This window comes from Candidatus Binataceae bacterium (genome assembly GCA_035650475.1).
Classification (GTDB): domain Bacteria; phylum Desulfobacterota; class Binatia; order Binatales; family Binataceae; genus JAKAVN01.
The window spans coordinates 22,410-45,730 of record DASRHP010000007.1 but is presented as its reverse complement, the minus strand read 5'-3'; the positions used below and the strand labels follow the sequence as shown (position 1 = coordinate 45,730).

21 protein-coding genes and 1 tRNA gene are annotated in these 23,321 nt (G+C 67.7%); 11 read left to right on the top strand and 11 right to left on the bottom strand.

The window, feature by feature from the left end; translation table 11 throughout:
• Positions 1-9: 9 nt before the first annotated feature.
• Positions 10-2,538 carry an ATP-binding protein gene (locus VFB33_04930; GenBank protein ID HZO81017.1) on the bottom strand — a complete coding sequence of 843 codons (2,529 nt, stop codon included), beginning with the start codon at positions 2,536-2,538 and terminating at the stop codon, positions 10-12.
• A gap of 20 nt (positions 2,539-2,558) precedes the next feature.
• On the bottom strand, positions 2,559-2,933 hold the full coding sequence (locus VFB33_04925) for an Hsp20/alpha crystallin family protein (protein ID HZO81016.1): 375 nt from the start codon (positions 2,931-2,933) through the stop codon (positions 2,559-2,561).
• A gap of 100 nt (positions 2,934-3,033) precedes the next feature.
• Between VFB33_04925 and VFB33_04920 the strand changes: the two genes are divergently transcribed.
• Positions 3,034-3,525 carry a universal stress protein gene (locus tag VFB33_04920; protein HZO81015.1) on the top strand — a complete coding sequence of 164 codons (492 nt, stop codon included), beginning with the start codon at positions 3,034-3,036 and terminating at the stop codon, positions 3,523-3,525.
• Between the two features lie 13 nt (positions 3,526-3,538).
• Here the strand turns inward: VFB33_04920 and glgX are convergent, their stop codons facing one another.
• Positions 3,539-5,659, bottom strand: coding sequence for a glycogen debranching protein GlgX (glgX, locus tag VFB33_04915; protein ID HZO81014.1), 2,121 nt, complete (start codon positions 5,657-5,659; stop codon positions 3,539-3,541).
• 257 nt (positions 5,660-5,916) lie between these two features.
• On the opposite strand from glgX, the gene VFB33_04910 reads away from it, so the two are divergent.
• Positions 5,917-8,388: an AMP-binding protein gene (locus tag VFB33_04910; GenBank protein ID HZO81013.1), complete on the top strand. Its 2,472-nt coding sequence runs from the start codon at positions 5,917-5,919 to the stop codon at positions 8,386-8,388.
• A gap of 23 nt (positions 8,389-8,411) precedes the next feature.
• Here the strand turns inward: VFB33_04910 and VFB33_04905 are convergent, their stop codons facing one another.
• The 7 genes from VFB33_04905 to VFB33_04875 all read right to left on the bottom strand — a co-directional run bounded on the left by VFB33_04905 (position 8,412) and on the right by VFB33_04875 (position 14,428).
• Positions 8,412-10,466 carry a phosphoenolpyruvate carboxykinase (ATP) gene (locus tag VFB33_04905; protein ID HZO81012.1) on the bottom strand — a complete coding sequence of 685 codons (2,055 nt, stop codon included), beginning with the start codon at positions 10,464-10,466 and terminating at the stop codon, positions 8,412-8,414.
• A gap of 142 nt (positions 10,467-10,608) precedes the next feature.
• On the bottom strand, positions 10,609-11,403 hold the full coding sequence (locus VFB33_04900; GenBank protein ID HZO81011.1) for a DUF455 family protein: 795 nt from the start codon (positions 11,401-11,403) through the stop codon (positions 10,609-10,611).
• A gap of 52 nt (positions 11,404-11,455) precedes the next feature.
• Positions 11,456-12,256: a DUF455 family protein gene (locus tag VFB33_04895; GenBank protein HZO81010.1), complete on the bottom strand. Its 801-nt coding sequence runs from the start codon at positions 12,254-12,256 to the stop codon at positions 11,456-11,458.
• A 37-nt stretch (positions 12,257-12,293) separates the two neighbouring features.
• Positions 12,294-12,695, bottom strand: a complete 402-nt coding sequence (locus VFB33_04890; GenBank protein HZO81009.1) for a hypothetical protein — start codon at positions 12,693-12,695, stop codon at positions 12,294-12,296.
• On the bottom strand, positions 12,688-13,080 hold the full coding sequence (locus VFB33_04885) for a hypothetical protein (GenBank protein HZO81008.1): 393 nt from the start codon (positions 13,078-13,080) through the stop codon (positions 12,688-12,690). Before VFB33_04885 ends, VFB33_04890 begins: the two co-directional genes overlap by 8 nt.
• A complete protein-coding gene (locus VFB33_04880) occupies positions 13,080-13,697 on the bottom strand; it encodes a hypothetical protein (GenBank protein HZO81007.1) in 618 nt (205 codons plus the stop codon). The genes VFB33_04885 and VFB33_04880 overlap by 1 nt, the downstream gene beginning before the upstream one ends.
• Positions 13,698-13,723: 26 nt before the next feature.
• Entirely contained in the window at positions 13,724-14,428 is a 705-nt protein-coding gene (locus VFB33_04875) for a TetR/AcrR family transcriptional regulator (protein ID HZO81006.1), read from the bottom strand.
• A gap of 137 nt (positions 14,429-14,565) precedes the next feature.
• Here VFB33_04875 and VFB33_04870 point away from each other — a divergent pair, with 137 nt between their 5' ends.
• Together VFB33_04870 and VFB33_04865 are read left to right on the top strand one after the other, a co-directional pair.
• A complete protein-coding gene (locus VFB33_04870; protein HZO81005.1) occupies positions 14,566-15,048 on the top strand; it encodes a nitroreductase family deazaflavin-dependent oxidoreductase in 483 nt (160 codons plus the stop codon).
• A complete protein-coding gene (locus tag VFB33_04865) occupies positions 15,041-16,354 on the top strand; it encodes an MFS transporter (GenBank protein HZO81004.1) in 1,314 nt (437 codons plus the stop codon). The genes VFB33_04870 and VFB33_04865 overlap by 8 nt, the downstream gene beginning before the upstream one ends.
• Here the strand turns inward: VFB33_04865 and VFB33_04860 are convergent, their stop codons facing one another.
• On the bottom strand, positions 16,355-16,831 hold the full coding sequence (locus VFB33_04860) for a M67 family metallopeptidase (GenBank protein HZO81003.1): 477 nt from the start codon (positions 16,829-16,831) through the stop codon (positions 16,355-16,357).
• 152 nt (positions 16,832-16,983) lie between these two features.
• Here VFB33_04860 and VFB33_04855 point away from each other — a divergent pair, with 152 nt between their 5' ends.
• The 7 genes from VFB33_04855 (at position 16,984) to VFB33_04825 (ending at position 23,084) form a co-directional block, all read left to right on the top strand.
• Complete coding sequence (locus VFB33_04855; protein HZO81002.1) at positions 16,984-17,826, top strand: hypothetical protein; 843 nt, start codon at positions 16,984-16,986, stop codon at positions 17,824-17,826.
• A gap of 53 nt (positions 17,827-17,879) precedes the next feature.
• Entirely contained in the window at positions 17,880-18,398 is a 519-nt protein-coding gene (locus VFB33_04850; protein ID HZO81001.1) for a hypothetical protein, read from the top strand.
• Between the two features lie 142 nt (positions 18,399-18,540).
• Positions 18,541-18,615, top strand: a tRNA-Glu gene (locus tag VFB33_04845).
• 48 nt (positions 18,616-18,663) lie between these two features.
• On the top strand, positions 18,664-19,986 hold the full coding sequence (locus VFB33_04840) for a glycosyltransferase family 87 protein (GenBank protein ID HZO81000.1): 1,323 nt from the start codon (positions 18,664-18,666) through the stop codon (positions 19,984-19,986).
• A gap of 110 nt (positions 19,987-20,096) precedes the next feature.
• The gene (locus tag VFB33_04835; GenBank protein ID HZO80999.1) at positions 20,097-20,975 is read left to right on the top strand and encodes an LLM class F420-dependent oxidoreductase; all 879 of its coding nucleotides are present in this window, start codon (positions 20,097-20,099) and stop codon (positions 20,973-20,975) included.
• Entirely contained in the window at positions 20,948-21,511 is a 564-nt protein-coding gene (locus tag VFB33_04830) for a hypothetical protein (protein HZO80998.1), read from the top strand. Before VFB33_04835 ends, VFB33_04830 begins: the two co-directional genes overlap by 28 nt.
• 106 nt (positions 21,512-21,617) lie before the next feature.
• Positions 21,618-23,084, top strand: a complete 1,467-nt coding sequence (locus VFB33_04825) for a glycosyltransferase family 39 protein (protein HZO80997.1) — start codon at positions 21,618-21,620, stop codon at positions 23,082-23,084.
• The last annotated feature ends 237 nt before the right edge of the window (positions 23,085-23,321 follow it).

Sequence of the window (23,321 nt, the reverse complement as noted above, 5' to 3'; positions counted from 1 at the left end):
ATGCCCCGCTCAGCGCGGGGGTGTGGGCGGCGTCGGCGGCGGGGGCGCGGGCGGCGGCGCGGGCGCGACCTGCACCACGCGGCCCTCGTCGGAGCGGCGCTCGCGCAGGATGTCGGACATCTCGCGCAGCCGGCGGCTGACCAGGTAATTGATCGTCCCCGGCTCGTCGAGCGCGCCGGCGCGCACGCCGGTGAGGATTTCGATTCCCTCGTCGATGGTGCCGACCGCATAGATATGGAAGCGGCCGCGCGCGACCGCCTCGACCGTCTCCTGATCCAGCATCAGGTTGGCCAGGTTGCTGCGCGGGATTAGCACGCCCTGGGTGCCGGTCAGCCCGATCGCCTTGCACACGCGGTAGAAGCCTTCGATCTTCTCGTTGACGCCGCCGATCGCCTGCACGGTGCCGTACTGATCAACCGAGCCGGTGACCGCGAGGTCCTGACGCAGCGGCACCCCGCTGAGCGCCGAGAGCAACGCGTAGAGCTCAGTTGAGCTTGCGCTGTCGCCGTCGATGCCGGAGTAGGATTGCTCAAACGCGATGCTCGCGGTCATCGCGGCGGGCAGCTGCTGGCCGTAGCGATGGCGGAAGAAGCCGCTGAGGATCATCACGCCCTTGTCGTGGGTCGAGCCCGAAAGCCGCGCTTCGCGCTCGATATTGATCACGCCGGCCTGTCCCAGCGCAACGGTTACGGTGACCCGTGAGGGACGGCCGAAGCTGTAGCCGCCGGCGTCGAGCACCGCCAGCCCGTTGATCTGGCCCATCTGGCGGCCGTCGAGATGGACGATGAGCGTGCCCTCAGCGATAAGCCTGCGGATCTCCTCCTCGATAAAGTTGAGGCGCAGCACGCGCTCAGCCAGCGCCTTGTCGACGTGGCTCGCCTCGACCCGGGCGGCGCTGGCGGCGCGCGCGTAATAGGCCGCCTCGCGCGCAAGGTCGTCGATCGGCTCCATCATGCTGAGCAGACGGGTGCGATCGCCCGCCTCGCGCATCCCGAATTCCACGATCCGCGCCAGCGCGCCGCCGTCGAAGCCGGGCAGCCCCTCGGTCGCCGCCAGCGCCGCGACGCGCGCGGCGTAATGGCGTGCACCGGCGGCGTCGGCCGCGACTACCGGCCGCAGTTCGGCCTTGACCTTGAACAGCTCGACGAACTCGGGGTCGTAAAAGTAGAGCAGGCTGTAGAGGAAGGGGCTTCCGGTGACGACCACCTTGGCCGCGATCTCGAGCGGCTCGGGCTTCAACCCGCTAACCATGAAGAATGGAAACGGCTCGAAGGTCTCCAGTGTCATGCGTCCGGTCTTGAGCGTGCGCTTGAGCATCTTCCACACCCCTGGCTCGACGATCGCGTCGTCGAGGTCGAGGACCAGGAAGCCGCCGTGCGCCTTGGCCAGCGAGCCGCCGATGATGCGGGTGAAGTTGGTCGCGCTGTGGCCGAGCGGATCGACCCAACGCTCGATCGTGCCAAACAGGTTGCGATAGGTCGGGGCGTCCTCGACCACCACCGGGGCGCCGCTGCGCCCGGCGTTGTCGACCAGCACGTTGACCTCGTACTCGGACAGACGCGCACGCTCGCCCCGGCGGACCGGCGGCCCGCCCTCGGCCGGCTCGGCCATCTCACGGAGGCGCTCGAGGTGGCCCAGTATGTGCTCGACCACCTGATCGAGATAGGCGGCGACCGCCGGGTTATCGAAGCGCGCCTTGAGTGCGGCGACCGCGGGCGCGATCAGGCGCGCGGCGAAGGCGCGCTCGATCTGGCGAATCTCGTCGATCAACTCGCGCATCAGTTCCTGTTGGCGCACGGTGAGCGTGATCAGCTGGTCGCTCAGCTCGGCCTGCGCCCTGGCCAGCCGCTCGCGCTCCTCGTCGGGCAGCTCCTGCATCTTGCGCGCCAGCTCCTCGGGCGACTCGGGCATCCGGCCGCCGATGAGCGGGATGAATATGACCTGGCCGGTGGGCGCGCCCTGGATCACGAAGCCGCGCTGGCGCGCGCTGGCTTCGAGCTGGTTGATCAGTTCCTGGGCGCGCTGGTTGTACTTCTCGCGCAGCGCTTTGCGTTCCTGGTCGAAGTCCTCGCGCCGAAAGGCCTTGGGCAGCTGCTCGATGACGAAACTGAGCAGCTCGCGCATTCCTTCGCGCAGCTCGGCGCCCTGCCCGGCGCGCAGGTAGATCGCGGTCGGCGACTCCGGATTGCGAAAGTTGTTGACGTACACCCAGTCGCCCGGCGTCGGCATCGCCGCCGCCCGCTTGCTGAGCAGGCGGATGATCGCGTCGCGCTCGCGCCGCGTTCTGAGCCGGCTGACGAACACGTTGTAGCCGGGGGCGTCGATTCCAATCGCCATCCGCACCGCGTCGAGTGCGCGGTCCTGGCCCAGCAGCTCGTGGGCGTCCGGGCCGGCGGCCGCGCGCATCAGCTCATCCGCCGACAGCGGCGAAGGCGCGCGCAAGTCAGCGGCGCTGAGCTCGGCGGCCGGCGGCGCCGGCGCCAATGGCGGCCGCGCCGCCGCTCCCGAGTCGGTTCTGCGATCGTCGCCCTCTGCCATCGCGCCTTCCTTTCCCGCGGTCACTCGATCTTGATCCGGCGCGCCTGCGCCTTGGGCACGCGGATCGTCAGCACGCCGTGCGCCCAGCGCGCTCTGATATGCTCGCTGTCGACCGGGTGCGCGAAGGTCAACCGATGCTCGACGGGCGGCAGCGCGCCGGCCGGCACCCGCACCACCAGCTTGGAACCGCTGATCTCGACCGCCAGCGTGCGCGGGTCTGGGACCTCGACGGCAATCCGGACCTCGTAATGATTGCCGCAATCGACCACCATCGCGGGCTCGCCCGCAGCGGCGAATTCTCCCCGCCAGCGGCCCAACAACTCGTCGAACAGCTCATCGCAGGCGCGTTCGAAATCGCGCAGCGCGATCGCCCCGGAGCGCTTCTGATTGGCCACGGCGCCTTGCCCTCAAGACGATTGTAGTGCGTATCGATGCGCCGAATCTATCCTGCCCGCACTTGCGAAGCAGCGGGCGGCGGGCGTATCTTTCGGCTCTGTGCCGCTACTGGGCAAAATTCTTCTCGCCACCGACTTCTCGGACGACTCGGTCAACGCGCGGCGCTACGCCGAGGAACTGGCGCGCAAGTTCTCCTCCGAGGTCATTGTGCTGCACGTGGACCAGCCGCTGGCCCCGGTAATGGTGAGCGAGCTGGGCCCGGCCTTCGACGTCGGCGCGATGAACCAGATCGCCGAAGAGCAGCGCCTGGCCGCCCAGCGCGAGCTCGACCGGATTGTAACCCAGCTGCGGGACGCCGGGATCAAGGCGCGCAGCCTCTTGCGCGTCGGCGCGCCCTTCGTCGAGATCATTCACGCCGCGCAGAGCGAAGCTGTCGATCTGATCGTGATGGGCACGCATGGGCGCAGCGGGCTGGCCCATGTCCTGCTCGGCAGCGTCGCCGAGCGCGTCGTGCAGAAGGCCGGATGCGCGGTGCTCACGGTGCGCCATCCCGATCGCCGCTTCCGCCATCCGCTGGAAAAACAGGGCTAGCGCCGGCGCGCGCTCAGGCCGCGCGGCGCAGCACGATCAGCGCACGCGCATAGATCGGCACCGTTTCGCCCGCCGAGTAAACCGGCCCGTCGCCGGCGGGGAGCGGCTCCCCGGTATCGAGAATCCGGCTCCACTTTTTTCCCCAGTCGAGCGCGGGAAGACGAAAGGCAAGCTGCTCGTAGTGCGCGTTGAACATGATGAAGAAGCAGTCGTCCACCGCGCGCTTGGCCACCACGTGCTGACGCGCGGAGACGCCGCCGCCCAGCCATACCGCAAGCGACTTGGCGAATCCGTTCCGCCAGTCCTCCTCCGACATCTCCTTGCCATCGGGCTTGAACCATTCGATCCCGCAGGGGCGGGAGTCCGCGACGCCTCGCTCGCTTAGCCAGTCGGCCTGCCTGAACAGCGGGTGGCGCTTGCGCAACGCGATCAGGTAGCGGGTGAATTCCAACATCTCGCGCTCGGCGTGCTCCCAATCGAACCAGGAGATTTCGTTGTCCTGACAATAGGCATTGTTGTTGCCGCGCTGGGTGCGGCCAATCTCGTCGCCGCCGAGCAGCATCGGCACGCCCTGCGAGAGCAATAGCGTGGCAAGGAAGTTGCGCTTCTGGCGCTTGCGGGTGAAAGTGACTATCGGATCCTCGGTCGGCCCCTCCGCGCCGCAGTTCCACGAACGGTTATTGCTCTCGCCGTCGCGGTTGTCCTCGCCGTTGGCTTCGTTGTGCTTCTCGCGGTACGAGACCAGGTCGTTGAGCGTGAAGCCGTCGTGCGAGGTAATGAAGTTGATACTGGCGTGGGGGCGACGCCGGGTCGCCCTGTAGAGGTCGGCGCTGCCGGTGAAGCGCGCCGCCAGTTCGGCCAGGGTCTGGTCGGTGCCGCGCCAGTACTCGCGCACGGTGTCGCGGTATCTGCCGTTGAGCTCGCTGAACGGAGGCGGAAAGTTGCCCGCCTGATAGCCACCCTCGCCGAGGTCCCACGGCTCGGCGATCAGCTTCACCCGGCAGAGCACGGGATCCTGCTGGATCGCGCTCAGCAAGGGCGCGAAGCGATCGAAGGTCTGGCCGTCGCGCGCGAGCGTCACCGCGAGGTCGAACCGGAAGCCGTCCACGCGCATCTCCGTCACCCAGTAACGCAGGCTGTCCATGATCAGCTGGAGAACCCGCGGGTGGCGCGTGTTGAGCGTGTTGCCGCACCCCGTGAAGTCGAGGCAGTAGCGGCGATTTTCGGGGTTGAGCCGATAGTAACTTGCGTTATCTATTCCGCGAAAGCATAGCGTGGGGCCGAGATGGTTTCCCTCGCCGGTATGATTGTACACGACGTCAAGGATTACCTCGATCCCCGCCGCGTGCAGCGCTTTTACCATCCGCTTGAATTCGGTCACCTGCGCGCCGGTGCTCTTGTCCGCTGCAAAGCGCAGGTCGGGAGCAAAATAGCCAACCGAGTTGTAGCCCCAGTAGTCAGTCAGGCCGAGCTCGCCGAGATGTTTGGCGGCGGCCGACTGATGCACAGGCATCAGTTCGATCGCCGTGATGCCGAGCGCGCGCAGATGCTGGATGAGCGGCGCCGACGCAAGGCCGGTGTAGGTGCCGCGCAGCTCGGGCGGGACCTCGGGATGGCGCGCGGTCAGCCCCTTGACGTGCGCCTCGTAGAGGATCGTCTCGCTCCAGGGGATGTGCGGGGGCCGATCGCCTTCCCAGTCGAATCCGGGATCGACGACCACGCTCTTGGCCATCACCGCGGCGTCGTCGCGCTGGTCCCTGGCTCGATCGGCGTCGGGGTCGCCAACCGGGTAGCCGAACAGCGCGTCGTCGAGCGGAATCGGACGGTCGATCGCGCGCGCGTAAGGGTCAAGCAGCAGTTTGGCCGGGTTGAAGCGATGGCCGCTCTGTGGGTCGTACGGGCCGTGCACGCGGTAGCCGTAGCGCTGGCCGGGCGCGACACCCGCGATATAGATATGCCAGGCGCCGTCGGTCTGCTCGGAAAGCGCGATTCGGGCACGCTCCTGGTTGCCGCCGACGTCGTCGAACAGGCAAAGCTCCACCCCGACGGCGTTTTCGGAAAAGAGCGCGAAGTTGACGCCCGCGCCATCCCAGGTGGCGCCAAGTGGATAGGGAGCGCCTGGCCGGGTATCCATTTCAACCTCGAACCAATCGCCGAGCGCGCGGCCGCGCGGCCGCACCCACCCGACATTCCATCATCGCGGGCGCGCGAATGATCTTGCAAGCGCGCAAGGGCCGCAAGTGCGCGTGCGAACTGACACCGTAAGAGACATGCGCGCGCGGCTCGTTGGCGCTGATAGGGGCACCTACTGATGCGCGTCCTTCGCAGAGCCTGGCACGGTGAATGCGTCCATAGTTGAGGAAGACAAACTCAACGGGCGATTCCCTTCAAGTGCGCACGACACTGCTCGACTTCTTCAACGACTTCGCCGATTCGCCGGCCGAGTCTGTGATCCATGACGACGGCTACCGCTATTGGACCTACCGGTATCGGCAGATAGCGGGCGCTGCGCGCAGCTTCGCGATGCGCCTGAGAAGCGAAGGGATCGGCAAGGGAGACAAGGTGCTGTTCTGGTCGGAGAACCGGCCCGAATGGCCGGCCGCCTTCTGGGGATGTCTGCTGATGGGAGTGGTCGTAGTCCCGATTGACTACCGCACCTCCGCCGAAGTCGTGCGTAACGTCCAGAACGTGGTCCGGGCGCGCGCAGTCGTGATTGGCGACGAGGTGCGCGGCGTCGGCCTGGGTGAGGCGGCCCCGGTATGGCGCTTCGGCGACGTCGACCTCTCGCGCACGGCCGATCCCGGGCCGTTGCCCGCGATCGGCCCCGACGACGTCGTCGAGATCGTCTTCACCTCGGGCTCGACGGCGGCGCCCAAGGGCGTCGTGCTCACCCATCGCAACCTCGTCGCCGACCTCGTCCCAATCGAACGCGAGGTGCTGAAGTACCGCCGCTACGCGCGCCCGCTGTTTCCGCTGCGGCTGCTCAACCTGCTGCCACTCAGCCATATGTTCGGACAGGCGCTGGCGATGTTCTTTGCGCCGATGGTGCCGGCGGGCGCGATCTTCATGCGCGGCTACGCGCCGCACGAGGTCGTGCGCCAGATCGAGAGCAAACGCGCCGCGTTCCTGGTCGCGGTGCCGAAAATGCTCCAGGTGCTGCGGCAATACGTGACGCGCGAGTTTCCCGAGCTGGCGCATCTGAAGCAGGATCGCTCGCCGTGGCTCGTGCGCCGCTGGCGTTACCGCAGGGTCCATCGGCTGTTCGGATGGAAGTTCGTCGGCTTGGTCGTCGGCGGCGCGCCGCTGGAGGCGAGCCTCGAGGAGTTCTGGCGCGCACTCGGCTTCCTCGTCGCGCAGGGCTACGGCCTGACCGAGACCGCGCCGATCGTCGCCTTCAACCATCCGTTCCATCTGCGGCCCGGAACGGTGGGTAAGCCGCTGCCCGGCGTCGATTTGCGAATCGCCCCCGACGGCGAGATCCTCGTGCGCGGCGACATCGTTACGCCCGGCTACGTCGGCGCGCCCGCGGACGCTTCCAGAGCCTTCGAGAACGGATGGTTCCATACCGCCGACATCGGCGCGCTCGACCGCGACGGCTATCTCACCGTGCGCGGGCGCAAGAACGAGATGATTGTCACGCCCGAAGGGCTCAAGGTCTTCCCTGACGACGTCGAGCTCGTGCTGGGCCGGATTGCCGGTGTGCGCGACTGTGCGGTCGTCGGCCGCGAGCGCGTCCACGCCGTGCTCGTGCTCGATGACGGCGCCGACAAGGACGAGATAATCCGCCGCGCCAATGCCGAGCTCGAGGAACACCAGAAGATCCGCGGTGTATCGATCTGGACGGCGGGAGCGCTGCCGCGCACCGAGGGCACCGGCAAGCTCAAACGGCCGGCGATCCAGAAATGGGTCGATGCGGGCGGCGTGTCAGCGCCGGCGGCGGCAATCGGCGGCGCGCCAGGCGAAATTCTCGACGTGCTTCGGCGCTACGCCCCGGATCGCACGATCACGGCCGAGACCACGCTCGAAGAACTCGGCTTGAGCTCGCTCGAACAGGTCGAATTGATGCTCGAGCTGGAGGAGGAGTTCGACGTCACGCTCGACGAGCGCGCTTTCGGCGGCGAGCGGCGGCTGGGCGACCTCGCGGCGCAGCTCGCGCAGCCGACGCCGTCGCGGGCACCGGCGGTCGCGATGCGCTGGAATCGCGGCGCTGTCGCGAGCGCCGTGCGCCGGATCATGCTGGCCGGATTGATCCTGCCGTTGACCCGGCTATGCGCGCGCGCCACGCCAGGCGCCGGCGCGGCGCTCGTCGGCGTCGCCGGACCCGTCATCTTCGCCGCCAACCATCAAAGTCATCTCGATACACCGGTCATCCTGAGCGCGCTGCCCACGCGCTTTCGCTATGCGACTGCGCCCGCGATGTGGATGGAGTTCTTCGACGCGCATTTCCATCCGGAGCGTCATCCGCCACTGCGGCGGCTGCTCAACAGCGCTGCGTACTATCTCGCCGCCTTGCTGTTCAACGGCTTCGCGCTCTCCCAGCAATCGGCGGGGCTGCGCGAGACCCTCCGCCATATCGGCGACCTCGTAAGCGAAGGATGGTCGGTGTTGATCTTCCCCGAAGGCGAGCGCACGCGCAGCGGCGCAATCGGCCGCTTCCATCCGGGGGTTGCGATGATGGCCTCGCGCCTGCGCGTGCCGGTGGTGCCGATTCGCCTGCGCGGCGTGGACCGCGTGCTGCCGCGCGGCGCGAAAATAGTCCGGCCCGGACGGGTCGAAATCGCCTTCGGCGCGCCGATTGATCTCCGCGGCGAGGACTACGAGGCGCTAAGCGCCCGAGTCGAGGCCGCCGTGCGCGCGCTTTAGCGAGCTCTCGAACTGTCAGAGGCTCAACGCGTGATGTGGGTCCACTGGCCGCGGTCGCCGTAGGTGACCCCATAACGTTCGCGCATCAGTTCCTTGAACTCGTCGATGCCGAGCGTCGGCCGTGAATCGAAGAAGTCGGGATACTCGGAGAGGAACCAGTTGGCGTCCTGGGTGATCTCCAGCCCCGGCGCGCCGTTGACGATGAACGTCGGCACGTCGGCCATGTGGCTCAGCCACAGGTTGACCTGGATGTTGAGCTTGTCGAAGAGCGCGCGGCCGATGACCTCGTCGCCGCCGGCTAGCGCCGCATGGTCGCCCGCCTTGGCCGCCTCGTACGCCTCGACCAGCCGATCGCCGACCACGCCGTAGGCCATCAGCAGGCCCGAAAAGTCCGGGTAGGCATTGTACAGCGGTTCGAACTTGCCCTGCGGCGTGCGCCCCTTGAGCAGCCAATGGACGCCCTCCTGCGGGGTAACGCGCTTGATGATGAAGTCGAGGCCGCGGTCGCGCTCGAGAAAGACGTTGGCGCTGATCTGGCGCGGCGAGCGGTCGTAGAGCATGTGGTTCCAGTCGGGATCATAAAAGAGCCGCTCCGGGAAATAGTCGTGGGTGACGCGGCCGAGCTTGGCCGGGTCGCCGGCGGCGCCGAAGTCGGCGCAGGCGTTCTCGAGCAGCGGCGCGTTCTCGGCCAGCACGAAGCGCAGGCCGGGAAAGCCGCCGGTGCGCGCGTAGCAGGTGCGTTCGGTCGGCCAGAAAACCCATCGATGGGCGCCGTCATGGGGGACGATCTCGACCCAGTCCTCCTGGCACAGAATGCCGACCTTGGGCATCAGCTCCTCGGCCATCGTGCGCGCGGCCTCGGGCGAATGGTTGCGGGCGAAGTCGATCTCGTAGCGTCGGCGCAGCTCCTCGCGCCGATAGCGCTCGTTCTTCTCGGCCCAGAAGGTGCAGGCGGTGGTCTTGCCGGTGCCGGTGGGACCGGTAAAGGTGGTCGCGGTGCCGCGGCTGTTCTGCACCGCGGTGCCGGCGTGGGCCGAGATGATTCCGATGAGCGACATGATCGCCATCAGGGGCGACAGCACGCCGCGGCTCTTGACCTCGCCGTGATAGTCGGTGTTGACGGTCATCACGGTGACCCGGTCGCCGAGGTCGCTCAGCGGACAGAAGAAGACGAAGTTCGACGATACCACCGCCCTGTTCTTCGGATCGAAGAAGCGCGAGCGCGCAAGCGTCGAGGGCAGACCGAGGGTGTGGCGATGCTTGGCGGGCAGGCGGCGCAGGAAGGCGCGGTACTCGGCCTCGTTGCGCGGAACGCCGATGAGCGAGATGATCTCCACGTTGGGCAGCTTGCGCCCGACCTTGCGGAAGCGCTCTTCGAGGTCGGCGCGCATCTTGAGCATCGCCGGGTCGCGAGTGGCGAAAAAGTTGAGCCGGCTGGTGCGGTAGAGATACGGCACATTGCCGCACTGCGCGTAGCTCACGCCTGCGCACAGGAATTTCGAAACCAGCGTCTTGCGCTTGTCGGCGAGCTCGAAGGCGCGTAGCCACGCGAGCGCCTCGGCGCGGTCGGCCTCGTGATCCTCGCGCCGGGTGCGGGTGACCAGCCGCTCGGCGCGCCCGGCGATCACAGTGTTGGCCGAATTGATCACCGGGCCGCGGGTGGCGTCGCCGTCGGACTCGTCGTGGCGCAGGATCAGGTCGTTGCGGTCGTTGATGCCGACCTCGGAAAGTCCCGGCCGCAGCTTCAGATACAGGCCGTGGTCGGAAATCACCTTGCCGAGCGGCGTTTCGATCCCGGCCACGCTTTGCGGCGACTCCTTGGACAGCCGCACGAGGTCGCTGGAGAGCACCACGCTGCGCAGCTCCTTCGACATGTCGGAGTTGAACAGCCGCACGCGCCGCCCGAGGTCGATAAGGGTGACCGGCGCGCCGTTGCTGGCGGAGAGCCGGGAGAGGTCGATAGCGCGCTCGTCGGCGGCGACCACCCGTCCGTCGCGATCGCGCCAGACGAGGTTGCGGTTTTTCAGCGCGGAGGGTTTGAGGAAGTCAGCCAGCGTATGTGTCGTCGTCGGTTCCATCACCAATAACTTGCAGCCCTGTGTTGCCGGAAAAGTACGGGGCCCTCAGCCTACCATCAGATTAGCTCAGCGCCAAGTCAGAAAGCTCTGATATAAGTGTAGCTTCAGACCATAAGCAGCGCTAAGGGCGGCGCGCACCCCCTTAGTAGACCGCGCTGGCGCGGGCGGCCGCGATCAGCCGCTCGATCTCCTCTTCGGTGAAGCCGGCCAGCAGGCGCGCCTCGCGCGCGATCGTGATGGTCTGCGAGTCGCCGGCGACGTCCTCGATCGGCCGGCGCGCGCCGCGCGCGCTGAACAACTCATCGACGCTGTCCTGGAACTGCTGGGCGCGTTGCAGCCGCTCGGGGTCGCCCTCGGTCAGCTTGCGCATCCACTTCGAGCCCATCCGTACATGGGTTATTTCGTCGGCCAGCACATAATCGACCGCACGTTCGATTATCTCGTCGCCGTTTTTCTGCGCGATCCGGATGAGCTGGTCGAAGACATCACAGGCGAGCCCCTCCAGGCCGCGGTTGATTCCGGCCACGCGCGCCGCCGGGTCGTCGGCCAGGGTGCATCGCCACAGGATCTCGGTCTCAGGATAGTCGCCCGGCTGGGCGCCGAGATACTGGAGCAGCCGCATGAAGATTTCGCTGTGCCGCGACTCGTCCCATACCTGGCGCGCCATGTCGAGCTGGAACTCCCACGGCGCGTCGGGAAAGTCGAACAGCGTGCGCCCCGCCGCCTCCATCGCCTGCAACTCGCCGGCGAAGATGCCGTGCAAGCGCACGCGCAGCGCCTCGTCGTCGAAGGGCAGCACGCGGTCGTCGAGCCCCTGCTCTTCGCGGATCTCGCGCATCCGGCGCGCGCGGATGAGGACGAAGTTGTCGGGGCGGGCAAGGCGGTCGGCCGGGATCATCTTCTGCATTGTGTACGTCCTCGCTCTGCGGAGCCGGATGGTCCGAGCGCGATTTTCGCGCGCCCGCGCGGCAGCGGCAAGCTCGCGCGGCTCAATAGGCCGCGCTGCGCGCGGCGGCTCTGACGAGCCGCTCGATCTCCTCCTCGGTGAAGCCGGCCATCCGGCGCGTCTCGCGCGAGATGGTAAGCGTGGCGTCGAACTCGATCTGCTTGCCGCCGAGGAGCTGCGGATTCTGCGGCGCTTCCTCCTTGGAGGTGCGAAAGCCGTCGAAGTTGAACAGCGCGTCGATGTTTTCCTGGAACTGCTGCGCGCGTTGCAGCCGCTCGGGGTCGCCCTCGGTCAGCTTGCGCATCCACTTCGAGCCCATCCGCACATGGGTGATCTCGTCGGCCAGCACGTAATCGACCGCGCGCTCGATAATCGGATCTCCCATCTTCTGCCCCAGCCGGATGATCTGCTCGAAGACGTCGCAGGCGAGTCCCTCCAGGCCGCGGTTGATTCCGGCCACCCGGCAGGCCGGGTCGTCGATCTGCGTGCATGACCACAGGATCTCGCTCTCGGGGAACTCGCCGAGGTAGGAGCCGACGTATTCGAGCAGCCTGGTGAAGATCTCGCTGTGGCGCGACTCGTCCCACACCTGGCGCGCCATGTCGAGCTGGAACTCCCACGGCGCGTCGGGAAAGTCGAACAGCGTGCGCCCCGCCGCCTCCATCGCCTGCAACTCGCCGGTGGCGATCCCGTGCAGTCGCCCCTTGAGGAACTCGTCCTCGAACGGCATCGCGTTGGAGGGCGACAGGCCCTGGTCGATGCGCGCCTCGCGGATCCGATCGACCGGGACCAGGATATGATTGTCCGGGCGCGCGAGCCGATCGACGGGAATCATTCTCTGCATGGCGGTACCCCCTGGCGTCTTTACCAGTGGCCAGCATTCAGCGGGTCCAGGCGGTGCGCCCGCCTGACAGATTGGCGACCTCCCACACCATCCAGCGCCCGTGATGCTCGCCGAGCCGCATCTGGAGCGTGAACGGCTCCACGCCGCGTCCGAACAGGCGGCCTTTTATATAGTAATGTGCGTTGACCTTGGCGTGCACGACGATCTCGTGACGGTCGTACGGCCGGGAGCCAATCGCCTCGACCAGCGCGCGCAGCTCGCCGAGCACCTTAGGCATCGCCAGCGCCTCCAGCTCCGCGCCCTTGCCCGCATCGCGGCCGGCGACGGCAAACAGGTCGAGCACCAGGTGTGCCGCGGCGAACATCGCGGCCGGCGGAACCAGCCGCGGCTCGATCGGCTGCGGCCCGATCGCGTGCGCCCGGTTTCCGAGATCAGGCATTGGTTGTTCCCATTACGACCGCCGGCTTCGGGCGCCCCACGCCGGTCCATGGCGAGCGCCCGGGCGGGAAATATTCAGCCTCTGCGATTCGCCATTGGCCGTCCCCCTCGCGCTTCCATCGGAGCTGAAGCAGCGCGCTGCCGCGCGGACCCGCAAAACGCAGCTTCGAGATGTAATGGGCGCCGAGCCGCGCAAGCGCGGGCGTGCTGACGCTGTCAAACGGGCCGCATTGCCACGCCGCTTCGAGCGCGCTGCGGTAGCCCTCCAGCGCGGCGGCGGTGAGGAAGCGTTCAGCCGCGGCGTCGCGCTCAAGCACGGCCTGCGCATGCGCCGCGATCGCCTCGCACAGATCGGGAACCTTCTCCTTCAAACTCCGCAAACTCATCAGCTTCGTCCAGCCTTGCGCGGCTCCTCGCGATCGCGCTCGAACCCGGTGACGCCGCCGGCGGCGGCAAGCAATTCTTCGAGGTGGCCCTGCCAGGCGGTGGCCCGGCGATGCTTCTCCGGGCTGTCGAGCAGGTCGTCGAGCAGCACGAGACCGCGCTCGACATGCCGCTTTTCGTCCTCGACGAGGTGAGCGAGGATGCGCAGCGTGGGCGGCTCGTAAATTGGGTTGGCGGCGGTGACGTGAGCGCTGTAATGAGCGATCAGATGAGGCTTGAGCACGCGGAAGATTCCAACCAGGCGCTCGATCGTGTCCTCCCATTGCTCCTTGTCTTCGATCGCGTTCATGAAGGCGACGAAGGACTCGTTGGGCGGACGCGAGACCTGAGCTTGACTGCGCAGCTCGCCCAGCCGCTTGCCGAGCGCGTCGGCGTGCAGCGCGCACTCGTACACCTGGCGCGCCATCTCGAGCTTGACCGGGATTTCCGGTGTCAGCGCGATCCAGCCCGCCATCATCCGCATCATCCGCTCCTCGGCGTAGCGGTAGTTCATGATGAAGCCGGCGCTTTGGCGGACCGAGTAAACGCCTTCGAGGGTGCGGCGATCGGTGAATGCCATCCTTGCGCGTACCGCCCTTCCAGAAATCAGGCCTGGTCGCCCTCGCGCGCCTCGGCGGCGAAGAAGCGGCCCTCGACCAGCGCCGCGATCTGGCGCCAGTAGATCTCCTTGCCCGTGTTGCCCAGGTAGTCGGCGCCCACCGCCCAGCCCGAGACCAGCATATGGATCGCCTCGACCACGCTGCGCAGGTCGTCGTAGATGATCACGCCGAGCTTGCGCCCGCGCGCGAGCACATCCTCGATCGCCGCAGTGTAGCCGCCGACGATCCGCCGTAGCGCGCCGCGGTAGGCCGGCCGGCGGGCGAGGTAGCGCACTTCCTGGTTGAGCACGCTGAACGCCTCGCGGTAGCGATCGACGACGTCGAGCACCGCGCGCATCATCCCGAGCAGCTCGCGGCGCGGCTCGCCGCCGGCGCGGCTGCGGATCTGCGGCAGCGTCTCGGCGAACTCGGCGACCATCGAGTCGGCGAGCAGGAGCAGGATGTCGTCCTTGCTCTGGAGATAGACGTAGATGGAACCGGCGGCGAGGCCGGCCTCGAGCGCGATCTCCTTGACCGTGGCCTCGTGAAACGATTTGCGTTCGAGCACGCGGCAGGCGGCGAGAAAGATCTGGCGCCGGCGCGCGCGCGCGAGCTTCTCGTCCTGCGCCGGCAGGGTTTTCAGCGCTTCGGCCATTGGTGCGTCGGCGACGACCAGCGCGTCCTCCCTGACGCTTAATGAATGAACGTTCATTTGTCAAACCGCCGCCCGCCGCGGTCCGCGCGCGCCCGCAACTCGGCGCGCGCTGCCGACGCTAGTCCGCGCGCTATCGCGGCTGGCGGCGAACCGTCATTATGTGGGCGGCGCGGGCGCGCGGGCGCCGCACTCCGATGCCTCAATCGCCCAATTTCCGAAAGCCGACAGCCGTCGAGCGCCTCTTCAACCGCCTCTTCGGCGCCGCGCTCGCCCTGGGGCTCGGACTCGGCCACAACTACCTGGTCGAAGTGACGGGGCGCAAAAGCGGCAGGCCATACGCCACTCCGGTCGATTTGCTCGAAGCCGGCGGGCGCCGCTACCTGGTCGCACCGCGGGGCGAAACCAACTGGGTGCGCAACGCCCGCGCCGCCGGACGCATAGCACTGCGCAAAGGCGCTTGGCGCGAAGATTTCGTCGTTCGCGAGGTCCCCGCCGCGCAGCGGTCCACCCTGCTCAAGGCCTATCTCGATCGCTTCGCTCCTACGGTGCAGCGCTATTTCCCGGTCAAGCGCGGCGCCGCCGAATCCGAGTTCATCCCGATCGCCGAATGCTACCCGGTGTTTGAACTGACGACCGCCAGCCAGGCGCCGCGCCGCTCCGGAGTCCGCCGTGGCTGAGCTCTCGCCGCCGCTCGCCGACGCAATGTCGCAGCAGGCCGATCCCGCCTCCGCGCCGGACGATCCGGCCGGCCGCGAGCGCATCCGACGGGTCATCCGATGCGTGGTCGCGCTGATGTTTTACCAGGGCTTCACGATCGCGATCCTCGGAACCGGCGCGCCGTGGATCGCAAAGAGCTTCGGCCTCGACCAGGCGGGAATCGCGCGCGCCTTCGCCTGGGTGTCGCTGAGCGCCTTCGGCGCGCTTGCGCTGGCGCGGATGGCCGACCGGGTCGGACGGCGGCGCGTCGTGCTGTGGTCGATGGCGGGAACGCCGATATCGGCGCTGGGCGCGGCGCTCGCGACCCGCGTGGGGTGGCTGATCGTCTCCTCGGCCTTCCTGTTCGCCTTTCTCGGCGCGACCATCGCGAGCGCGGTGGTGATGCTCGCCGAGGAGCTGCCGGTGGACCAGCGCGCCAAGGGGCAGAGCTACGCCGCGCTGGCGGGCTCGATGGGCAGCGGACTGTGCATCCTGGTGATGCCGGCGCTGGCGCGCACGGCCCTGAGCTGGCGCGGACTGTTCCTGCTCTCGGCGCTGGGGATCGCGCTGTGGCCGACGATGGCGCGGATCGTGCCGGAGAGCCGGCGATGGGAACGCGCGGCGGCGGCCGGCGTCACCGTTCGAACCAGCTTCTACGCGGTTTTCCGCGCGCCGTGGCGCAAGCGGGCGATCGTGCTTTTGATCTGCTCGTTGCTCGGCGCGGTCTCGTCAACCGGCGCCGACGCGTGGACGTATTTTCACGCGGTCACGGTGGTCCATCTGTCGCCCGCCGCGACCAGTATTCTGATTCTCGTCGGCGGCGGAATCGGGCTCGCCGGTTTTTCGCTGGGCGCGTGGGCCTCCGAGCGCTTCGGACGCGTCCCGACGGTGGCGATCCTCGGACCGCTCGGCGCGATGGGCGTGCTCTGGTACTACTGGGGCCCGCCGGCGCATTTCGCGCTGCCCGCGCTATGGCTCGGCGCGGGCTTCGCCTGGCGCACCGCCATGGGCAACGGAGTCGTCGTGGCCGCCAACTCGGCGGTGACCGAGCTGTTGCCGACCGCGCTGCGCAGCACCGTCATCGGATGGCTGTCGATCACGATGTCGCTCGGCGCGCTGGCCTCGCATACCACGGTCGCGCTGCTCGCGGGCCCGATGGGCGGGCTGTCGGTTGTGGTCGGCTACCTGGCGCTGCTCGGATTGCCGAGCGCCGCGCTCTTCGCGATCTTCATCGACGAGACCCGCGGCCTGACGCTGGAGGCCGCCTCGGGCGAGGCGCTGTCCTAGCTAATTGTCGGCGAGCTTCAGCTCGGTCTCGACGAAGTCCTTGCGCGCCGGATCCCATCGGAAGGCCGCCGCGCGTGCGAACTTCCCCGCCCGCACGGATATCACGATGTACACCGTCTCGGGATAGTCGGGCTCGCCGGGATCGAACGAACAGGCCTGGGCGCGGTCGGTCGCCGAAAAATAGGCGTCGTGGTCGGGATGCGAGTGATAGACCGCACGCAGCGCGAGACCGCGCTCGTCGATTTCCTTGAGGACCGCCAGGTGCTCGCGCGGTTCCATCAGGAAAGCCGTGCGCGCGTCGCGCGGGAAGGCGGCGGGATCCTCGGCGTGCTTGCGGTTCTGGATGTTGGTGATCGGACGGACTTCCTCGGCGCCGGCGCCGCCGATCAGAAAGCCGCAGCACTCGAAGGGAAACTCGCGCTCGGCCTGGGCGACGATCTGATCGAAGACGCTGCGGCGAATCGTGACCGACTCCATCGAATTGCGGCGGGCACCGTCGCGGATGCGACTCGTCGCCCGTGCGAACGAAGTTAGCCGCTCGCATCCGCCGCCACAACGGCCCGCGATGGGCACCGCGCGCGGGCGTCACGGCTTGCCCGCGGCGCGCCACCGCTATAAGGAAGTAGCCCATGGAACGGACAGCGATTCGCCTGGGCGGCGTCGAGCTCGGCTCCTCGATCATGAACGCCTCGGGGCCGCATTCGGCCGAGCGCGGCGAGATCTTCGAGCTCGCCGCCCGCCATCAGGGTGCCCTCGTCTTCAAATCGTGCAACGTGGCGGGCCTCGAGGCGCCCGACAATCTCAAGAATCGTGGCGTCGAGCACTTCGCCACGATCGCGCGCGAGCTGGTGCCGCGCCACAAGGTGATTATCGCAAGCGTGGTCGGCAAAACCGAAGACGAAATCGTCAAGGTCGCCGCCGCACTCGACCGCGCGGGCGTGCGGATCGTCGAGCTCAACCTCGCTGACGACTACGTGATGAGCTCGGTCGCCCCGTTCGCTTCCTACGAGCGGCTCAAGGCGCTGGTCGGGCGGGTGCGGGGAGAAATCGGCGCGGCGCTCGCGATCAAGCTGCCGGGCAAGCCGGGCGCGATCGAACCCAGGGCGCTGGCCGAGATGTTCAAGGAGATCGGCGTCGGCGTCGCGGTGTGCGCCAACGATCTGCCCAAAGACCTGGAAATCGACCTCGCCAGCGCAACGGTCAAGGGCGGCGCGCGGCCGCTTTCCCAGGCGCATACGTTCTGGCGGCTAAGCGAGGGCATCTACGACGTCGTGGCGGTGGGCGGAATCAACACCGGACGCGACGCCTACGTCGCCCATCTCACCGGCGCCAGGGCGGTCCAGGTCGGTTCGGCGCTGATCAAGGAAGGCGCCGGCGCGCTCGGCCGTATCGACCGCGAGCTTGACGCGCTGCTCGCCGAGCGCGGCAAACGCTCGGTCGCCGAGATCGTCGGCCAGGCGCATTTCGAGTAACCCGGGCGGCGCACGCGCCCCGGCTACGCGGCGCGCGCCGGACAGGAGCGCAGATGAAGGCAGCGATGCTCGCGGGGCTTATTGTGTGCGCGGGCGGATGCGTGCGGTTTCAACCGCAACCCGCCACCAACTACAAGCCGAGCGCGATCGGGCAGAGCGTCACGCTCAAGGACACATCGATCCATTTGGATCCCAACGTGCTCAAGCCGGGCACACCGCGCAGCGCGGTGCAGGCCGCCTTCGGCGAGCCCAACGCGACCCAGACCAACGCCGCCGGGCAACCCGAGGACGTTTACGCCTTCAATCCGGACGGCACCAAATTCGTCGATCCGACGATCCGGCCGCGCAACATCGCGCTCGCCGTCTTCAGCATGGGAGCCTCGGTCGCCATACGCCAGGCGCGACTTGCGATGACGGAGCGGAAGCTGACGATCTACGACGTAACCTACGGGGCCGACGATACGATCCAGTCGGTGCGGGTGCAGCAGCCGAGCGCGGGTGGCGCGCCGGCGCCGGGCGCCACTGGGGGTTCGTCGTCGCCGGCCTCGCAGGGCGCCGCGGGAATCGAATAACGGCCGCGCGCGGCGCGCGCCTGGCGCTCGGATTGTCGAAATCGCGCCGGAGATGGGCGCGTATGCTTGCCCGGCTTCTTCCGCCTCTGGTAGCCTCGGCGAACGGTCGCGCACGCGGCCGCAAGTCAGTGCCTTCCTCTCCGTCCCCGTCGTCTAGCTCGGCCTAGGACACCGGCCTTTCACGTCGGTAACACGGGTTCAAATCCCGTCGGGGACGCTCGCTGCAGAACCCATGTCTTGAGCGAAGCGCCGCGGATAGGCTGTTGTGCGAGTGGACGACACCTGTCAACGGCGAGGCGCGGGCGAGCTGCCCGGCGGTATCCGCGCGCTCGCGCAGATCGGCGCCGTCGGGCTGCTGTGGGCGTTTATCCTCGTCGCGGCGGCGTCGCTGGCGGGCGCGATGCGGCGCGAGCGGCGCGCCGCCCAGGAAGACTTCGCCGTTTACTACTTGCTCGCGCAGACAATGCGCGAGGGACACAACCCCTACACGCTTGACCTCGCGCAAGCGGCGCGCGCAAACGGCGCGGACCTGCACGACATCAGCCGCGGCAGCGAGCCGCCGACTTTCCTCCTCCTGTTCGAGCCGCTTACGTTGCTCCCCCTGTGGACCGCCTACTGGGCCTGGCAGGGAATCAATCTCTTCTGCCTTGCCGCCACCCTGCTGTTGTTGCTGCGTCACGTATCGAGATTCGATCCTGCGCTGGCGGCGGCCCTCGCAGGACTCGCGATACTCTATCCGCCGGTCGGTTGGCATTTCTGGATGGGACAGAGCAAACTTCCGTTGCTGCTGCTGCTGGCGTTTGCGATGCGCTGGATGGAACGCGGACGCGACGCCGAAGCCGGGCTGGCGCTGGCGTTAGCGGCGTTGTTGCGTATCTTCCCGCTCGTAGTGATTGGCTATCCGGTGCTTCAGCGTCGATGGCGGGTCGCGGGCTGGGCGATCGCCGGCCTGCTCGTCGGCGGCGCGCTTACGGCCGCTTGCGCAGGATCGGCAAACATACGGTCCTTTGTATCATCAATATCATTTCTGACCGGCCATTGGTGGGAACATGATATTGCGCTTCGCGCATTCGTTGCGCGCACGCTATGGGCGGTTTGTCCTGCTCCGGCGCTCGCGCCGAGACTCGTCAGATACATAATCGTGGGCGCGGTCGACCTGGGCGCGCTTGCCGCGACGTTGAAGGCGACGATGGCCTACGGCGAACGGACCGATCCCGACCGGCGTGTATTCTCGCTCTGGATCGCGACCTCCGTGTTTTTGCTTCCGGTGGCGTGGGATTACGACCTCGTCCTGATGCTGATCCCGTTCGCGCAAATCGCGGGCGCCGCGGCGCGCGGCGTGGGGAGCCGCCGCGCGCTTCGGTGGGCCGCGCTCAGCTACCTGCTCATCCTGCTTTGGGAGTGTGTAATTGGCCACGTTCTACCGTCGGGTGCGGCGCTGCGCCTGACGCTCGGCGAAGGCGGTACTTTTTCGATGTGCGCCGGGTGGCTGGCGGCGTATTGGTTCACGCTCGATGGCCGCGGCGCGGACGCGCTGGCGATGCGCGATCGGTCACAAGCCGCGCGGCAGCGGGGTGCGGCGGCCTGATGATGCGCCGCGCTTGATTCAATCCCCGTGCGCGGACTATGAGAACGCGACGGCACCAGTGCGCGCGGGCCGCCGCGGTAAGCCAATCCAGCTCCAAAGGAGAAAGCATCATGAAGATCGGATTTTTCGCCATCGGACTCGGCCATCTGACGCGGCCCGACTTGATCAAGACCGTCGCTGTCAACGCCGAGCGGCTGAACTTCGCCACCATCTGGGCGCCCGAGCACGTCGTCCTGCTCGACAAGCACATTTCGAAGTACCCCTACTCGGAGGGTGAATTTCCGGTGCCCGCTGACACGCCGTTCGCCGACCCCTTCGTCACCCTGGGTTACGCCGCGGCCTACACGTCGCGGATCAAGCTGGTGACCGGCATCTGCCTGGTGCCCGAGCACAACCCGGTCGTGCTGGCCAAGGTCGTCGCGACGCTCGATCAGCTGAGCGGCGGGCGCTTCACGCTGGGCGTCGGCGTGGGCTGGCTGGAAGAGGAATTCCAGGCGATCGGGGTGCCGTGGGAGCGGCGCGCGCAGCGCACCCGCGAGTATATCGAAGCGATGCGTTGCCTGTGGCGCGACGCGCACAGCAGCTATCACGGCGAGTTCGTCAACTTCGACAACGTGCGCAGCTATCCCAAGCCGGTGCGCCGCGAAGTTCCGATATGGTTCGGCGGCGAGAGCGGCCCGGCGCTGCGGCGCGTGGCCGAGTACGGCAACGGATGGTGCGGCTTCAATCTCAGCGCGGATGAGGCCGCGGCCAAGCTCAAGCGGATCGATGAGCTGCTCAAAGCGGCCGGGCGCAAACGCTCGGAGCTGTACATGGCGATCTCGCCCTACTCCAAGCCGATCACGCGCGACGATTTGAAGCGCTACCGCGACGCCGGGATCGACGAACTGGGGCTTATCGACTTCAGCCCGCCGACCAGCGAGCGCGAGATGGTCGCGCATCTGGAGCAGATGGCGCGCGAGTGGGTCGAACCCGCGGCCAGGCTCTGAGCGGCGGGCTGCGCAGGCGAATCGCGATGGAGAAGTCGCTCGTGCCGCGCGTGCGCGCGATTCTGATCGCAGGCAAGGCCGCGCTGGCCGGCGCGCTGATCGCAGCGGTGGCCCTGGCGGGGCTGCCCCGGGCGGCGGCAGGTGCGCCCGGCGCAGTCCCGACGGAGCGCCATAGCGGCGTGGTCGGCGTATGGGAGGGCACCTCGCTCGCGACCTGCCCAGGCTCGGCGGCCAACCGTTGCAACGCTCAGCAGAAGATCACGCTGACCCTGGTCGAGGGCGAGGGCGGGCGGCTCGGCGGCTTCTACAAGTGCGCTTACGGCAACATGAACTGCTACAACATGAACGAGACCGGCAAGATTGTCAGCGTCGAGTTGAGCGGCGCGTTGCTCCGGGCGCTGGTGGCGATGCCCGACGGCACGAGCTGCACGTTCAACGGGCGTCTTGCCGAGAACCTCCTGAGCGGCGGCTACTCGTGCTACGGCGGCGGCTCGCTGCTCGAGCGCGGCTCATGGCGGGCCACGCGCGCCTACTGAGCACATAATCTTAGTTTGCCTGGCTTAACCCCCACCCGTATCATCGAGGCAGGTGCGGCCGAGGACACCGTGGAGTTACGGGCGCGCCCTGCTTCGCGCTCGCAGTATGAAGCTATCGTCCGCGCTCGCACGACTGCTTCGGCTCAGACTCGAGATTGCTCTGATCGTCGCCTTGGGGCTAGCCGCGCTCGGCAGCGGGATCAACGAGGCCCCACTGGTCGACTGGGACGAGGCAACCTACGCCGAGGTTACGCACGAGGCGCTAGCCGCCCACGACTACCTGCGTTTCACGTGGAACAATGAGCCGTACGTTAAGAAGCCGCCGCTGCTCTTCTGGACCTTGGCCGCCTCGTTTGGCGCGCTGGGCGAGAGCGAATTCGCCGCGCGGCTGCCGTCGGTCGTCTTCGGCGCCGGGACGCTGGTCCTGATATACTTGAGCGCGACGCTGGCGGCCGGGCGGCTTGCCGGCACGCTCGCCGCCCTGATTCCTCTTCAGTTTTACTTCTTCGTCGCCCGCGGCGGACGCGAGTGTGCGACCGACGCGCCGCTGCTGTTCTTCATGACGCTGGCGATTTACGCGACGCTGCGCGCGCGCGGCAGCCGTCGATGGGCCGCCGTTGCGGGAGTTGCGAGCGGGCTTGCGATCCTGAGCAAGGGGCTTGCGGGAACGCTGGCACTGATCGTCGCGCCGCTGGCGGTTGTTCTGGTGCCCGGCTTCGAAACCGTGGGCACGGCCGGCCTCACGACGATCTTCGTCTGCGCGGGGGCGGTCGCCACGCCATGGTATGTATACGCGGCGTTCCACAATCCGCTGTTCTGGAGCAGCTTCGTCGGTCACGAGACGCTCGCACGTATCGTGCGCCATCTGGAGGACGAAACCCGCCCCGGCTCCTACACGCTGCGCGTTTTCGCCGAGGAAGCGCGTTTTCTGTGGCCGCTCCTGCTGCCGCTGGGCGCACTTACGCTGACCGCCGAGCGCCGCGTCGCGGCAGGTGAAATACTGGGGCGGCTCCACCCCGCCGTCGGGCTGTGGCTCGTATGGCTCGCGATCGCGCTCGGCGCGGCGTGCGCGGTCCAGACGAAGTTGCCGTGGTACGTGCTTCCGGCGCTGATGCCGGTGGCGCTGCTTGGGGGCACGCTGGCGGCGCGGACGCTCACATACCGCGGTCCGATGCGAACGGCGGTCATCAGTATGGATGCGCTTGCACTGATGCTGATCGCGCTCCACGCGCCCGCGCGCTGGAACCTTATCGCCGACGCCCATCATGTACAGCGGCTTCGCAGCGCGCCGAGCTACGCGATGGGGCTGAAGGCACGGCGGGCGGCCGCGCTGGCCGGCGGCGGCGAGCTCTACTTTGCGGGAGTCGAACTCCCGACGCTGGTGTACTACGCCCGGATGCGCTGCAAATTCGTCAAAAGCTCCAACGACCTGACCCGAATCACGGATCCGGGCGCCGCGGCGCCGCCGCCGGTTGAGCGTAACGAGCTGATGCTGGTCGATTCGCAGGGCCGCGCGCTGCCGATCACCACGCTTGACGCGGAATGGCAGCTCAGCGGCGATTCGTCGCCCTGAGGCGCGCCGTCCCCGCATGCCTGCGCGCCTCAACAGCTTCTACAGACGCGCCTGCCCGTTGATCGAAGACAACTTCCTGGTGCACCGGAGCCCGTACCAGCGGCCAAATTGGCACGTCGCGCTCATGACGCCGGTCGACAGAGGATGGTTGGTGGCGTCGTTGCAGATCGCGTATGTGGCCGAGTGGCGATATTCGTCAAGACGCGCGGTTTCTCCCGCATTTGCAATCGAGCGGGC

Coding starts and splice junctions, on each gene's coding strand:
- VFB33_04930 (HZO81017.1), bottom strand. CDS start 2,538: ATGGCAGAGGGCGACGATCGCAGAACCGACTCGGGAGCGGCGGCGCGG.
- glgX (HZO81014.1), bottom strand. CDS start 5,659: ATGGATACCCGGCCAGGCGCTCCCTATCCACTTGGCGCCACCTGGGAT.
- VFB33_04905 (HZO81012.1), bottom strand. CDS start 10,466: ATGGAACCGACGACGACACATACGCTGGCTGACTTCCTCAAACCCTCC.
- VFB33_04895 (HZO81010.1), bottom strand. CDS start 12,256: ATGCAGAGAATGATTCCCGTCGATCGGCTCGCGCGCCCGGACAATCAT.
- VFB33_04890 (HZO81009.1), bottom strand. CDS start 12,695: ATGCCTGATCTCGGAAACCGGGCGCACGCGATCGGGCCGCAGCCGATC.
- VFB33_04885 (HZO81008.1), bottom strand. CDS start 13,080: ATGAGTTTGCGGAGTTTGAAGGAGAAGGTTCCCGATCTGTGCGAGGCG.
- VFB33_04880 (HZO81007.1), bottom strand. CDS start 13,697: ATGGCATTCACCGATCGCCGCACCCTCGAAGGCGTTTACTCGGTCCGC.
- VFB33_04875 (HZO81006.1), bottom strand. CDS start 14,428: ATGAACGTTCATTCATTAAGCGTCAGGGAGGACGCGCTGGTCGTCGCC.
- VFB33_04870 (HZO81005.1), top strand. CDS start 14,566: ATGCCTCAATCGCCCAATTTCCGAAAGCCGACAGCCGTCGAGCGCCTC.
- VFB33_04860 (HZO81003.1), bottom strand. CDS start 16,831: ATGGAGTCGGTCACGATTCGCCGCAGCGTCTTCGATCAGATCGTCGCC.
- VFB33_04855 (HZO81002.1), top strand. CDS start 16,984: ATGGAACGGACAGCGATTCGCCTGGGCGGCGTCGAGCTCGGCTCCTCG.
- VFB33_04850 (HZO81001.1), top strand. CDS start 17,880: ATGAAGGCAGCGATGCTCGCGGGGCTTATTGTGTGCGCGGGCGGATGC.
- VFB33_04835 (HZO80999.1), top strand. CDS start 20,097: ATGAAGATCGGATTTTTCGCCATCGGACTCGGCCATCTGACGCGGCCC.
- VFB33_04825 (HZO80997.1), top strand. CDS start 21,618: ATGAAGCTATCGTCCGCGCTCGCACGACTGCTTCGGCTCAGACTCGAG.